The sequence below is a fragment of the Streptomyces sp. NPDC046465 genome (assembly GCF_040646035.1).
Classification (GTDB): domain Bacteria; phylum Actinomycetota; class Actinomycetes; order Streptomycetales; family Streptomycetaceae; genus Streptomyces.
On record NZ_JBEYZK010000018.1, the window covers coordinates 200,055 to 213,455 of the forward strand.

At 72.1% G+C, this 13,401-nt stretch carries 10 protein-coding genes; 7 read left to right on the forward strand and 3 right to left on the reverse strand.

Annotated features, from left to right (window positions below; translation table 11 throughout):
• Positions 1-119 precede the first annotated feature (119 nt).
• Together ABZ953_RS27560 and ABZ953_RS27565 are read right to left on the reverse strand one after the other, a co-directional pair.
• The gene (locus ABZ953_RS27560) at positions 120-2,327 is read right to left on the reverse strand and encodes a helix-hairpin-helix domain-containing protein (RefSeq protein WP_361728765.1); all 2,208 of its coding nucleotides are present in this window, start codon (positions 2,325-2,327) and stop codon (positions 120-122) included.
• A complete protein-coding gene (locus tag ABZ953_RS27565; protein ID WP_361728768.1) occupies positions 2,324-3,304 on the reverse strand; it encodes an aldo/keto reductase in 981 nt (326 codons plus the stop codon). The genes ABZ953_RS27560 and ABZ953_RS27565 overlap by 4 nt, the downstream gene beginning before the upstream one ends.
• 171 nt (positions 3,305-3,475) lie before the next feature.
• On the opposite strand from ABZ953_RS27565, the gene ABZ953_RS27570 reads away from it, so the two are divergent.
• Both ABZ953_RS27570 and ABZ953_RS27575 read left to right on the forward strand, forming a co-directional pair.
• Positions 3,476-4,531, forward strand: coding sequence for an LLM class F420-dependent oxidoreductase (locus tag ABZ953_RS27570; RefSeq protein ID WP_361728771.1), 1,056 nt, complete (start codon positions 3,476-3,478; stop codon positions 4,529-4,531).
• Positions 4,532-4,781: 250 nt separating this feature from the next.
• Positions 4,782-5,570, forward strand: a complete 789-nt coding sequence (locus tag ABZ953_RS27575) for a ferritin-like domain-containing protein (RefSeq protein ID WP_361728774.1) — start codon at positions 4,782-4,784, stop codon at positions 5,568-5,570.
• A gap of 20 nt (positions 5,571-5,590) precedes the next feature.
• Here the strand turns inward: ABZ953_RS27575 and corA are convergent, their stop codons facing one another.
• Positions 5,591-6,592 (reverse strand): magnesium/cobalt transporter CorA, encoded by a 1,002-nt coding sequence (corA, locus tag ABZ953_RS27580; protein ID WP_361728777.1) that lies wholly within the window; start codon positions 6,590-6,592, stop codon positions 5,591-5,593.
• 61 nt (positions 6,593-6,653) lie between these two features.
• Here corA and ABZ953_RS27585 point away from each other — a divergent pair, with 61 nt between their 5' ends.
• From ABZ953_RS27585 to ABZ953_RS27605, 5 genes are all read left to right on the forward strand, one after another.
• Positions 6,654-7,340, forward strand: coding sequence for a histidine phosphatase family protein (locus ABZ953_RS27585; RefSeq protein WP_361728780.1), 687 nt, complete (start codon positions 6,654-6,656; stop codon positions 7,338-7,340).
• Between the two features lie 97 nt (positions 7,341-7,437).
• The gene (locus ABZ953_RS27590) at positions 7,438-8,028 is read left to right on the forward strand and encodes a DUF3090 domain-containing protein (RefSeq protein ID WP_361728782.1); all 591 of its coding nucleotides are present in this window, start codon (positions 7,438-7,440) and stop codon (positions 8,026-8,028) included.
• Positions 7,992-8,813 (forward strand): SCO1664 family protein, encoded by an 822-nt coding sequence (locus ABZ953_RS27595; protein WP_361728785.1) that lies wholly within the window; start codon positions 7,992-7,994, stop codon positions 8,811-8,813. The genes ABZ953_RS27590 and ABZ953_RS27595 overlap by 37 nt, the downstream gene beginning before the upstream one ends.
• Before the next feature lie 123 nt (positions 8,814-8,936).
• Positions 8,937-10,166, forward strand: coding sequence for a cysteine--1-D-myo-inosityl 2-amino-2-deoxy-alpha-D-glucopyranoside ligase (mshC, locus tag ABZ953_RS27600; RefSeq protein ID WP_361728788.1), 1,230 nt, complete (start codon positions 8,937-8,939; stop codon positions 10,164-10,166).
• A gap of 159 nt (positions 10,167-10,325) precedes the next feature.
• A complete protein-coding gene (locus ABZ953_RS27605; protein ID WP_361728791.1) occupies positions 10,326-13,385 on the forward strand; it encodes an NPCBM/NEW2 domain-containing protein in 3,060 nt (1,019 codons plus the stop codon).
• The last annotated feature ends 16 nt before the right edge of the window (positions 13,386-13,401 follow it).

The window sequence follows — 13,401 nt, forward strand, 5'->3', positions numbered from 1 at the left end:
TCCTTCACACCGCCGATGACACACGTCACACGTCACACGCCACACGTCATACGGCTTCTGCGCTCGCCGCTCCGCCAGGGGCGGCGAGCGCACTCACCGTGCAGCCGTGCCCGGTCGGCTCAGGCCGTCGCCGTCGCGGCCGGCACCTGCGGGCGCAGCAACGTCCGCAGGCGCGTCGTACGGTCCTTCCAGAGCCGCTCCGCCACCGCGCGCGGCAGCGCCTGCTCCACGCCCTGCACGACCGACAGGTGCCGCTCCCCGCGGCTGAACGCCGTATAGACCCACGGCCGGGTCAGGACCTGTGCCGCGTCGCCCGGCAGCACCACGACCACCGCGGGCCAGCGCAGCCCCGCCGCCTGATGCGCGGTGAGCGCCCACGCGTGCCGCACCTCCCGCTCCACCCGCTCCTTGGGTACGACGACGGGGGCGCCGTCGCACTCCAGGTGCAGCCCCTCCGCGTCGGCCCGCACCACACGGCCGAGCGTCGTGCGGCCCGCGGCCGGGACGTGCGCGACGCGGTCGGCGGGGTCGAAGCCGCCGAACCGGCCCGGACCCGGATTCAGCCGTTCCTTCAGCGCGGTGTTGAGCGCCCGGGTGCCCGCGGCACCGCCGTGTCCGGGCGTGATGACCTGGGTCTGCTCGGCGGGCACCCCGATCGCCCGGGGCACTGAGTCGGCGACGAGCTGCACGGTGCGGTGGATCGCCTCGGCGGCGTCGCGCACCGGCACGAGGACGACCTCCTTGCCGGGCGCCTCGACCTGGTTCAGCTCGCCGATGCCGATACCCGATGTGAGCTCCCCGATGGGGCCAGGGTCCGGGGTGCGCGAGACGATCTGCGGGCAGCAGCGTGCGGCGACGAGGTCGGCGAAGACCCGGCCGGGGCCCGCGGACCACAGCACGCCGGGGTCGCCGCTGAGCACCAGGCGGGCGCCGTCCGGCAGGGACTCGACGAGCATCGCCGCGCTCTCCACGTCCAGCTGCGGTGCGTCCAGGACGACCAGGAGGTCGAGTGCGAACGCGCCGTCCGCGTCGCGCCCGGGGCCCTCGGCGCCGGACAGCAGGCCCGCCACGGTCACCGCGGTGCCGTCCTCGGCGGTCCCGTTCTCTCCGTCGGCCGCACGCGCGAGGCGGCCGCGCCCGTCGGCGCTGTGGACGGCGGCATAGACCCGCAGGCCCAGCGCCGACGCCGCGGCTACGAGAGCGGCGGGCTCGGCGCGTGCCTCCTCGCCACCGGAGTGCAGCACGAGGCCGTGGCCCGCGACGGCGCGGATCAGCTCGGCCGTGGACCCCGACGCCTGCGCGGCGGCGGCCTCCCAGCCGTCGGCCGCAGGGTCCGGGCCGTCCTCCTTGGGCAGGGAGTTGATCACCCGGGCGAGGCCGTCGGCGAGGCTCTCCTCCGCGAGCGCGTACCGTTCCAGACCGATCAGGACCCGGACCGGGCGCTCGGGCTCGTCGTCCGCGTCGCCTGCGTCCTCCTCGCCGTCCCGCGTGCCTTCGTCGGAGCGCTGGACAGGCACGTCGGCGCCTTCGAGGGCGTCCTGGAAGACCAGGGCGTCGCCCTCGGCGACGGCGCTCTGCACGGCCGCGTCCGGATCCGGCACCGCGCGCTGCCCGAGGGCGCCGGTCAGCGCGGTGGAGTCGAGCGCCGTGTGCCCCGCGACGGCGGCCTGTTCGAGGAGCCATACGGTGAGCGCGCGGCCCCTGCGCTCGTCGTCGGGCCCGCACTCCGGGCCGAGCAGGGCCCTGGCGAAGCCGTCGGCCTGCTCGGGCCGCACGCCCGCGACGCGCAGCAACTGCCAGGGGTCCGCGCGCAGTTGTTCCTCGGCGCCGTCACCGAGCGCGTCGGCCGTCGGCTCGGCGAGGGCACTCGGCGCACCTCCCTCGGCCAGCACGGCGCCGACCGCTTCGAGCGTCTCCGCACCGGGCGCCTGCGCCGCCGCGGGCTGCTGCGGGCGCACCGGCTCGGGCGCGTGGGACGGTGCTGCCCTGCGGGGCGCGGGCTCCGGTTCCCGGAAGGCGCTCGCGACGGGCTTCTCGCCGCTCTCCACGGCGCGCACGGCGGCGAGCAGGTCGGCCGCGGTGCCGCTCAGCTTCGTCCCGGCCGCGATCGGCCCTTCCTTCGACGCCTTGCGCTGCTCGATGCGCTCCCGCAGTTCCCGCTGTGCGGCGATCTCGGCCTCGGTCTCGGACACCTCCGACACCGCTGCCGCCTCCGGTGCCTCTGCCGCCTCTGCCGCCTCCGGCGTGGTGTCCTCCGCGCCGGTCGACTCCGTCTGTTCCGCGGCAGCGGCCCCGGGGTCCTCCGCGGCGGCGGGTTCCGTACTCACAGCGTGCTCCAGTCGTGATCGGGATAGCGGTGCACGGGCGCCGACACATCGTCGAGCGCCTGGCAGATCTCGTCAGGAAGACTAAGGCTCTCCACTGACAATGCGGCCGTGAGCTGCTGCGCGTTGCGCGCGCCGACGATCGGGGCGCTCACTCCCGGGCGGTCCCGCACCCAGGCGAGGGCGACCTGGAGCGGGGTGGCGGCGAGTCCGTCGGCGGCCGTCGCGAGGGCGTCGACGATGCGGCTCGCGGCGTCGTCGAGGTAGGGCGCGACGAAGGGTGCGAGGTGGTCGGAGCCGCCGCGTGAGTCGGCGGGGGTGGCGTGCCGGTACTTCCCCGTGAGCACGCCCCGGCCGAGCGGTGAGGAGGGCAGCAGGCCCACGCCCAGGTCGACGGCGGCGGGCAGCACCTCCCGCTCGACGCCGCGCTGCAGCAGGGAGTACTCCATCTGCGTACTGGCCAGGCGGGTGCGGGTGCCCGGGTGGGCGAGCTGCCAGGTGGCGGCCTTGGCGAGCTGCCAGCCGCAGAAGTTGGAGACTCCCGCATAGCGGGCCCGCCCGCTGCTGACGGCTATGTCGAGGGCCTGCAGGGTCTCTTCGAGGGGTGTCTCCGGGTCGAAGGCGTGCACCTGCCACAGGTCCACGTGGTCCGTGCCGAGGCGGACGAGCGAGGCGTCGAGCGCGGCGAGCAGATGGCCCCGGGAGCCGTCGAAGCGCCGCTCGGGGTCGGGCACGCTGCCCGCCTTGGTCGCGATGACCAGGTCGCGCCGGGGCACAAGCCGCTCGATCAGGCGCCCGAGCAGGTACTCGGCCTCCCCGTCGCCGTACACGTCAGCCGTGTCGACGAGGGTGCCGCCCGCCTCCCAGAACACCTTCAACAGCTCGGCGGCGTCGTTCTCCTCGGTGTGCCCCCAGGTGAGGGTGCCGAGTCCGATGCGGGACACGCGAAGGCCGGTCCGGCCGAGATGCCTCTGCTCCATGGGCGCTGAGATTACTGGCCGGGCCCGCGCGACGGGCGAGCCTGTGGACAACCCGGCGACCGCGGAGAACCCGGCCACCCGTTCCCTCCGTCACTGACGGATGGCGCACCGCACGCTACAGTCCCCGGCACAGGGACGTTACTCATGAGTACAGCGGTAAGGGGATCGGTCATGCAGCTCGGGATCAACCTCGGCTACTGGGGCGCCGGGATGGACGCGGACAATCTCGCCGTCGCCAAGGAGGCCGACAAGCTGGGCTATGCGGTCTGCTGGGCCGCCGAGGCGTACGGCTCGGACGCCGCGACGGTGCTGTCCTGGGTGGCGGCGCAGACCGAACGTATCGACATCGGATCCGCGATCTTCCAGATCCCGGCCAGGCAGCCCGCGATGACCGCGATGACGGCCGCCACCCTCGACTCGCTCTCCGGCGGCCGCTTCCGTCTGGGCCTCGGCGTCTCGGGCCCCCAGGTCTCCGAGGGCTGGTACGGCGTCAAGTTCGACAAGCCGCTGGCCCGCACGCGGGAGTACGTCGAGATCGTCCGCAAGGCCATGACCCGGGAGCGCCTCTCCTACGAGGGCGAGCACTGGACGCTGCCGCTGCCCGGCGGCCCCGGCAAGCCCATCAAGCTGACCGTCCACCCGCAGCGTGAGCACATCCCGCTGTACGTCGCCGCGATCGGCCCCAAGAACCTGGAGCAGACCGGCGAGATCGCCGACGGCGCCCTGCTGATCTTCCCGGCCGCCGAGCACCTGGAGGACACCGCGGTCCGGCACCTGCGCGCCGGGCGCGAGAAGGCCGGCAAGACGATGGAGGGCTTCGACATCGTCCCGACGCTGCCGCTGGCCGTCGGCGAGGACTCCCAGGTGGACGCGCTCGCCGACATGTTCCGGCCGTACACCGCGCTGTACGTGGGCGGCATGGGCAGCCGCAAGCAGAACTTCTACAACCAGCTCGCGCGGCGGATGGGGTACGAGAAGGAGGCCGCCGAGATCCAGGACAAGTACCTGGGCGGCGACAAGGACGGGGCGGCCGCCGCCGTGCCGCGGCAGCTGATCGACTCGACCACGCTGCTCGGTTCCGTGGACCGGATCGCCGACCGGATGCAGGCCTACGCGGCGGCGGGTGTCACCACGCTCACGCTGGCCCCCGCGGGCTTCACTCTGGAGGAGCGGCTCACCGCGCTGCGCGCAGGCACCGAGGCCCTGGAGCGCGCCGGTCTCGCGTAGCCGAAGAGGCCGCGTAACCGAAGGAGCTGGAGAGGGAGAGAAGTCTGCGGCCGTGGTGGGGGCTCGGGGGGTCTTCCCCGCCACGGCCGTCACGGGAAACAACGCGCCACAGGTCCCGCGGTTACGGCCTCGTGGCGGTGGCGTGTCCTCCGTTCGGCCGAGCCGACCCGTACAGCTGTTGCCCGATGGGGAACCTCGCATTTGAGTGGGTCTCTGCGGAGGTTCGCGCACAGGGCATGGAGGTCCAGTGATGCTGTCGGCCAGAGGTGTCTTCGGGGAGATCCTCGACAACGACGAGTCGTTCCGGCTGTTCTGCTCCATCGCCGCCTCCGGCGAGGCCCAGGGCGGCTGGGAGAACGGCCGCATCGCCGCTCTCGTCCCGGAGAGCGAGCGTGCCCTCGCCCCGAGGATCGCCCGGCACGGCGCCGACGAGGACAAGCACGGCAGGATCTTCGAAGCGCTCATGAAGAAGCGCGGACTGCGGCCGGCCGACGTCCCGTACGACACGGACTACACGATGCTTCTGGAGAAGCACGGCATCGGCCTCGCGCACCACCGGCTGAAGGCCGACGAGCCGCTCGCCGTGCAGGACATCGTCACCTACCTCTCGCACAGCAGAGTCACCGAGCAGCGCGCGTCCGAACAGATGCGGCTGCTGCTCAAGTACTTCGCCGGCCACCCGGACATCGGCCGGGCGGTGCGGATGATCTCCCACGACGAGGACAACCACCTGGCGTACTGCCACGAGGAGTTGCTGCGGTTCGCGTACGCGGGGTACGGCCGCGCCATCCAGCGCACCCTGCACGCGTGCGCGCTCGCCGAGATCCGCATCTACCGCGACGTGAGCCTCGCCGTGATGGACCACATGGGGCGCATCCTCGGCTGGCCGCACGCCAAGCGGCAGCTGCTCGCCGCGGGCATCCACACCATGTACGGCTACGAGCGGGCGGGCGGCTGGCGGCGCATGGTCTCCCTGAAGATGCCCGAACGGCGCGACGCCCTGGGCGACACCGCGACCCCGGCCCCCGAGTTCGCCTGACGGCGGGGCCGGGCCGGGCGCTACAGCCAGCCGCGCCGCTTGAACATCCGGTACAGGACGACCTCAAGGACGACCATCAGGATGATCACGGCCGGGTACGTCCACGCCCAGTGCAGCTCGGGCATGTGGTCGAAGTTCATGCCGTAGACGCCCGCGATCATCGTGGGGACGGCTGCCATCGCCGCCCACGCCGAGATCTTCCGCATGTCGTCGTTCTGCCGCACGCTCATCTGCGCCAGGTGCGCGGACAGGACGTCCGACACCAGCCGGTCCAGGCCCTCCACGGACTCGTTGACGCGCGTCAGATGGTCGTTGACGTCCCGGAAGAAGGGCTGCGCCGTCTCGTCCACGAACGGCACGGAGGGGCCGAAAGGGCCCGCTCCGGAGAGGCGTGACACGGGCAGCGCCAGGGGTCCCGTCGCCCGGCGGAACTCGAGGATCTGCCGCTTGAAGGTGTAGATCCGCGACGCCGTGTTCCGGGAGTCGCTGCCGCCGTCCGGCGAGAAGACCTCCGCCTCCAGGACCTCCAGATCCGCCTGCAACTCGTCGGCGACCTCCAGATAGTGGTCCACGGAGGCGTCGGCGATCGAGTACAGGACAGCTGTCGGTCCGTGCTTGAGGACAGCTGGGTCGGCCTCCAGGCGGTGACGTACGACACCGAGCGGCGCGCCCTCGCCGTGCCGGACGGTCACCACGAACGAGTCGCCCATGAAGATCATGACCTCGCCTGAGGAGACGGTGTCGCTGTCCGGCTCGTACACGACCGGCTTGAGGACCATGAACAGCGAGTCGTCGTAGACCTCGAGCTTGGGCCGCTGGTGGGCCTTGAGGGCGTCCTCCACGGCCAGCGGGTGCAGCCCGAACTCCTGGCTCACCTTGTCGAACTCGTCCTCCGTCGGTTCGTGCAGGCCGATCCACACGAACGCCTGATCCGACGCTCTCGCCTCGTCGAGGGCGTCGGAGAAGTCCTCGGGGCCCTCGGTGCGGCGCCCGTCACGGTAAATGGCACAGTCGACGATCACACCGCGCATTCTTCCCGGCCCACCCCGTTTCGCACCCCCTGGGCCGCTTAGGCTGAGCCGCATGCCCACGCTGATCCTCGTCCGGCACGGACGCTCCACGGCCAACACCGCCGGCCTGCTCGCCGGGTGGACCCCCGGTGTCGCCCTCGACGAGCGGGGCGCCGCACAGGCCGCCGCGCTGCCCGGACGGCTCTCCGCACTGCCCCTCGCCGAGGTCGTCACGAGCCCCCTGCAGCGCTGTCAGGAGACCGTGGCGCCGCTCCTCGCCGCCCGCCCCGGCCTCCGGGCGCACACGGAGGACCGCATCGGGGAGTGCGACTACGGCGACTGGTCGGGCCGCAAGCTCGCCGAACTCACCGACGAGCCGCTGATGGAGGTCGTCCAGCGGCACCCGTCCGCCGCCGCGTTCCCCGGCGGCGAGTCCATGCGGGCCATGCAGACGCGGGCGGCCGAGGCGGTCCGCGAGTGGAACGCGCGCGTGGCGGACGAGCACGGCGAGGACGCCGTGTACCTGATGTGCTCGCACGGCGACATCATCAAGTCCCTCGTCGCGGAGGCACTCGGGCTCCACCTCGACCTCTTCCAGCGCATCTCCGTAGAACCCTGCTCCGTCACCGCCATCCGCTACACCCGGCTGCGCCCCTTCCTCGTCCGGCTCGGGGACACCGGCGACTTCGCCTCGCTGGCGCCGCGCGAGGAGCCGCCGAGCGGCGACGCCACGGTGGGGGGCGGTGTGGGCGCACCGTGATCGACACCCGCAGTAGGGTGAGGCGGGCCGCAGCTGCCCTCGCAGCTCGCCCATAGCCGTTCAGCCGTATTTCGCAGTCGATCAATGGAGACAGGACGTGTCCCGTCAGGTGTTCCTCTACGACCCGCCGGAGCGTTTCGTCGCGGGAACGGTCGGGCTGCCCGGACGCCGTACCTTCTTCCTGCAGGCCTCCGCGGGAATCAGGGTGACCAGCGTCGCCCTGGAGAAGACCCAGGTGGCCGCGCTCGCCGAGCGCATGGAGGAGCTCCTCGACGAGGTCGTACGCCGCAGCGGGGGCAGCGCCGCCGTGCCGGCCGTCGTACCCGCCGAGATCACCGACAGCGCGCCGCTCGACTCACCCGTCGAGGAGGAGTTCCGCGTCGGCACGATGGCGCTCGCCTGGGACGGCGACGAGGAGCGGATGATCGTCGAGGCGCAGGCGCTCGTCGAGCTGGACGCCGACTCCGACGACGACCTGGCCGCCGCTGAGGAAAGGCTCCTGCAGGACGAGGAGAACGGCCCGCCGATGCTCCGCGTCCGCCTCACCGGTACGCAGGCCCGCGCCTTCACCAAGCGCGCCCTCGACGTCGTGAACGCGGGCCGCCCGCCGTGCCCGCTGTGCAGCCTCCCGCTCGACCCGGAAGGACACGTATGCCCGCGCCAGAACGGATACCGGCGGGACGCGTGAGCGCCGACCCCGTCGCACTCCTCACCCGCGGGGAGCTGACCGTACGCGGGCGGATCCGCGAGGCCTCGAACGCGGTGCTCTACTGCACGGTCGCGTACGAGGGCCAGGAGGCCGCCTGCGTCTACAAGCCGGTCGCCGGGGAGCGCCCCCTGTGGGACTTCCCCGACGGCACGCTCGCCCAGCGCGAGGTGGCCGCGTACGAGGTGTCGCTGGCCACCGGCTGGGATCTGGTGCCGCCGACCGTGCTGCGGGAGGGGCCGCACGGTGAGGGCATGTGCCAGCTGTGGATCGAGGACCAGGACGAGGCGGAACTGCTCGCCCTGGTAGACGGCGACGAACCGGCCGAGGGCTGGAAAGCGGTCGGTTTCGCGCAGGTCGACGAGGAGCGGACGGCGCTCCTCGTGCACGCGGACGACGTCCGGCTGCGCCGGCTCGCGGTCCTCGACGCGGTGATCAACAACAGCGACCGCAAGGGCGGCCACCTGCTGGCCACCGGCGGCCGCCTCTACGGCATCGACCACGGCGTCACCTTCCACGCCGAGAACAAGCTGCGCACGCTGCTGTGGGGCTGGGCGGGTGAGCCCCTGACGGACGAGGCCGTCGAGGTCCTGCAGACCCTGCGGGACGGGCTCAAGGAAGGGGCCGCCCTGGCCGAGCGCCTTGCCGTGCTGATCACCGACGTGGAGGCCGAGGCGCTGCGCGGGCGGGTCGCGGCCCTGCTGCGGGCGGGGCGCCACCCGCAGCCGACGGGGGACTGGCCGCCGATTCCCTGGCCACCGGTTTAGAGCCTGTGTCATGGCCCCGCGGGGCCCCGCGCACCGGCCCGTACCGGCGAGAGTGACGGAACCGGGCACTGTTTCGTTGATCCCCACTCGTATACGGACGGTCCGTCCGGTTAGGCTCAGAGCATGCATGCCTGGCCCGCTTCTGAGGTCCCCGCCCTTCCTGGCAAGGGCCGCGACCTCCGGATCCACGACACCGCGACCGGTGGCCTCGTCACCCTTGACCCCGGTCCCGTCGCCCGTATCTACGTCTGCGGCATCACTCCGTACGACGCCACCCACATGGGACACGCGGCGACCTACAACGCGTTCGACCTCGTGCAGCGCGTGTGGCTCGACACCAAGCGGCAGGTTCACTACGTCCAGAACGTGACCGACGTGGACGACCCGCTCCTGGAACGCGCCATCCGCGACGGCAAGGACTGGGTCGAGCTCGCCGAGGGTGAGACCGCCCTGTTCCGCGAGGACATGACCGCCCTGCGACTGCTCCCGCCGCAGCACTACATCGGAGCCGTCGAGTCGATACCCGGCATCGTGCCGCTCGTCGAACGCCTCCGGGACATGGGCGCCGCCTATGAGCTCGAGGGCGACGTCTACTTCTCGGTCGAGTCCGACCCGCACTTCGGTGCGGTGTCCGGCCTCGACGCCGCCGCGATGAAGCTTCTCTCCGCCGAGCGCGGCGGCGACCCGGACCGTCCGGGCAAGAAGGACCCGCTCGACCCGATGCTCTGGATGGCCGCCCGCGAGGGCGAGCCGAGCTGGGACGGCGCCTCCCTCGGCCGGGGTCGTCCCGGCTGGCACATCGAGTGCGTGGCCATCGCCCTCGACCACCTGGGCATGGGCTTCGACGTGCAGGGTGGCGGGTCCGACCTCGCCTTCCCGCACCACGAGATGGGTGCCTCGCACGCGCAGGCCCTGACCGGCGAGTTCCCCTTCGCCAAGGCGTACGTCCACGCGGGCATGGTCGCCCTCGACGGCGCGAAGATGTCCAAGTCCAAGGGCAACCTGGTCTTCGTCTCGAAGCTGCGGCGCGACGGGGTCGACCCGGCCGCCATCCGCCTCGCCCTCCTCGCGCACCACTACCGCGCGGACTGGGAGTGGACCGACGCGGTGCTCGCGGAGGCCGTCGAGCGGCTCGGCCGGTGGCGTGCGGCGGTGTCCCGGCCCGACGGGCCCGGTGCGGAAGGGCTCGTCGAGGAGATCCGCGAGGCCCTCGCGAACGATCTGGACGCGCCTGCCGCTCTCGCGGCGGTCGACCGGTGGGCCGTTCGGCAGGGCGCCGAGGGCGGTACGGACGAGGGTGCGCCCGGTGTCGTGTCCCGCGCGGTGGACGCGTTGCTCGGCGTGGCCCTGTAGCGGTTGGTCTCCGCGCGGTTGACCTCTGCTGAGGTCGATCGCCCCGCGGGCTCGTCCTCAATCGCCGGACGGGCTGGAATGATGGGTCGCTCCGGAAGTCCAGGAGCGGCCCATCAAAGTCCATGGCCATGGCACCCGTTGACGCGCTAGACCTCCGCCATGAGATCTCCCACGCGCTTCAGATCGGCGGCCGCGGCCGCTCTGCTGGGCCTCCTCGCGGTGTTCGCCGGGCCCGGTGTCGGGTCCTCACAGGCCGTCGACGAACCCTCGACCACCGTCGGTGACGTCACCGGGTTCGCCCATGAAGGACCCGTCTACCGGCTCACCGCGGGCCGGGCCGAGGCCCGCGTCAGCTTCGTGTCGGACGGGACGTTCCGGCTCGAACTCGCCCCCGACGGGACGTTCACCGATCCGGCGGGCAAGGACATCGTCCTGCCACAGGGCAAGGCGCCCCGCACCACGTGGGCGGAGAAGGGCGACCGTTATGAGCTGAGCACCTCCGAGGTGACGCTGCGCGCCTACAAGTCGCCGCTGCGCTTCGCCCTGTACCGCGCCGACGGCAGCCGGGTCTGGGCCGAGTCCAAGGGCCTGTCCTGGACGAAGGACGCCACCACGCAGAGCCTGGCGCGCGGCGCCGACGAGCAGTTCTACGGCGCCGGGATGCAGAACGGCCGCGGCAGCACCTCGCACCGGGGCAAGAAGGTCGAGGTCGGCGTCGACTACAACTGGGACGACGGCGGCCACCCCAACTCCGTGCCGTTCTACCTCTCTTCGGCCGGATACGGCGTCTTCCGCAACACCTACGCCCCCAACACCTACGACTTCGCCGAGCCGGTGACCGCCACCGCGAAGGAACAGCGCTTCGACGCCTACTACTTCGCCGGGCGCGGCGGCGACGCGGCCAAGGACGTCATCGGGCAGTACACGAAACTCACCGGCAAGCCCTTCATGCCGCCCGTCTACGGCATGGAGATCGGCGACGCCGACTGCTACCTGCACAACGCCAACCGCGGGGAACGCCACACCCTGGACGCCCTCAAGGTCGCCGACGGCTATGTCGAGAACGACATGCCCAACGGCTGGATGCTCGTCAACGACGGCTACGGCTGCGGTTACGAGAATCTCGCCGAGACCTCCAAGGGCCTCGCCGAGCGCAAGATGAAGATGGGCCTGTGGACCGAGGACGGCCTCGACACGATCGCCGAGCAGGTCAAGGCGGGCCAGCGCGTCGCCAAGCTCGACGTCGCCTGGGTCGGCGACGGCTACAAGAAGGCACTCGACGGCTGCAAGGACGCCTACAACGGCATCGAGGACAACAGCGACGCCCGCGGCTTCACCTGGGCCCCCGAGAGCTGGTCGGGGGCGCAGCGCTGCGGTGTGCAGTGGTCCGGCGACCAGAGCGGCAGCTGGGAGTACATCCGCTGGCAGATCCCGACCTACGCCGGGTCCACCATGTCCGGAATGGCGTACACGACCGGTGACGTCGACGGCATCTTCGGCGGCAGCCCCCAGACGTACGTACGCGATCTGCAGTGGAAGATGTTCCTGCCCGTCACGATGACGATGGACGGCTGGGCCGCCAGCGACAAGCAGCCCTTCCGCCAGGGCGAGCCCTACACCTCCATCAACCGCAAGTACCTGAAGCTGCACGAATCGCTGCTGCCCTACCTCTACTCGTACGCCCACGAGGCGACGAAGACCGGTGTGGGCGCCGTGCGGCCGCTGGCCCTGGAGTACCCCCATGACCCCAAGGCCGCGACCGACGCCGCCAAGTACGAGTTCCTGACCGGCGAGGACTTCCTCGTCGCACCCGTCTACAAGGACACCGCCACGCGCGACGGCATCTACCTGCCCAAGGGCACCTGGACCGACTACTGGACCGGGCGCACCTACCAGGGGCCGACCACGATCGACGGATACAGTGCGCCCCTCGACACACTGCCGCTCTTCGTCAAGGGCGGCGCGAGCGTGCCGATGTGGCCGGGCGGCATCCGCTCCTACCAGGACCGCACGGCGGACTCCCCGCTCGCCTGGGACATCTACCCGCAGGGCAGGTCCTCCTTCGAGCTGTACGAGGACGACGGCGTGACCCGGCAGCACCGCGGGGGAAAGTACGCCACGCAGCGCGCGGACGTGCGGGCGCCGCGCTCCGGCGCGGGTGACGTGAGCGTGCGGATCGGCGCGAGCAAGGGCACGTTCACGGGGAAGCAGAGCAGCAGGCCCTACACGTTCACGCTGCACACCGGCGACGCGCCGAGCCGGGTCGGGCTCGACGGGCACCGGCTGCCGCGGCTCGCGTCGCGCGGCGCGTACGACAGCGCCCGGCAGGGCTGGTACTACGACCGGGACGACCGGGGCGGAACCGTGCGGGTGAAGACGGCCTCGCGGCGCACCGACCGCTCCTTCGAGCTGACGCTCGACGACACCAGCGCCGTCGGCGGCGCGGTGCCCGGCGCGAACGCCGCGGTGAGCGTCCCGGCGGGCCAGGAGCTCGGCGCGGGCACCCCCGGAAAGGTCGCCGTCGACGTCACGGCGGGCACGAAGGACGCCACCGGCGTCGCTGTCACACTCGACGCGCCGAAGGGCTGGGCCGTCACCGCCGCACGCACCGGCCGGATCCCGGCGGGCACCACGCGCCGCGTCGAACTCGCTGTCACTCCGGGGCGCGACGCGGCCCCCGGCGACCTGCCGCTCACCGCGAGCGCCCGCTACCGTTCGGCGGGCCGGGAACGCACCGCCACCGGGCGCTTCTCGCTCGGCGTGATGCCCGAGGCGCCGCAGAAGGACACCTGGGCGAGCGACATGGCGTGGCTGAAGTCCACCAACGGATACGGCCCCGCCGAACGCGACCGGAGCAACGGCGAGTCGGGCGCCGGTGACGGCCGGACGCTGACCCTCGCCGGGAAGACGTACGAGAAGGGGATCGGCACACACGCCGACTCCGTCATCGAGGTCTACCCGGGCGGCCGCTGCTCGAAGTTCACCGCGGACGCGGGCATCGACGACGAGATCAACGGCTACGGAGAGGTGGCCTTCTCGGTCGAGGCCGACGGCAAGGTGCTGTGGACCTCGCCGAAGGTGACGGGGGCTTCGGCGACCGTCCCGGTCGAGGTCGACGTGCGCGGCGCCCGGCACGTGCGGCTGAAGGCGACCGATACCAACGGCTCCAAGAGCGGGGACCACGCGGACTGGGCCGCGGCCCGGTTCACCTGCGCGTAGCAGGCGGGGACAGGCG

Bases quoted from the DNA above. Each gene is read 5' to 3' on its own strand.
- ABZ953_RS27565 (WP_361728768.1), bottom strand. From the start codon at position 3,304: ATGGAGCAGAGGCATCTCGGCCGGACCGGCCTTCGCGTGTCCCGCATC.
- ABZ953_RS27570 (WP_361728771.1), top strand. From the start codon at position 3,476: ATGCAGCTCGGGATCAACCTCGGCTACTGGGGCGCCGGGATGGACGCG.
- ABZ953_RS27575 (WP_361728774.1), top strand. From the start codon at position 4,782: ATGCTGTCGGCCAGAGGTGTCTTCGGGGAGATCCTCGACAACGACGAG.
- ABZ953_RS27585 (WP_361728780.1), top strand. From the start codon at position 6,654: ATGCCCACGCTGATCCTCGTCCGGCACGGACGCTCCACGGCCAACACC.
- ABZ953_RS27595 (WP_361728785.1), top strand. From the start codon at position 7,992: ATGCCCGCGCCAGAACGGATACCGGCGGGACGCGTGAGCGCCGACCCC.
- mshC (WP_361728788.1), top strand. From the start codon at position 8,937: ATGCATGCCTGGCCCGCTTCTGAGGTCCCCGCCCTTCCTGGCAAGGGC.
- ABZ953_RS27605 (WP_361728791.1), top strand. From the start codon at position 10,326: ATGAGATCTCCCACGCGCTTCAGATCGGCGGCCGCGGCCGCTCTGCTG.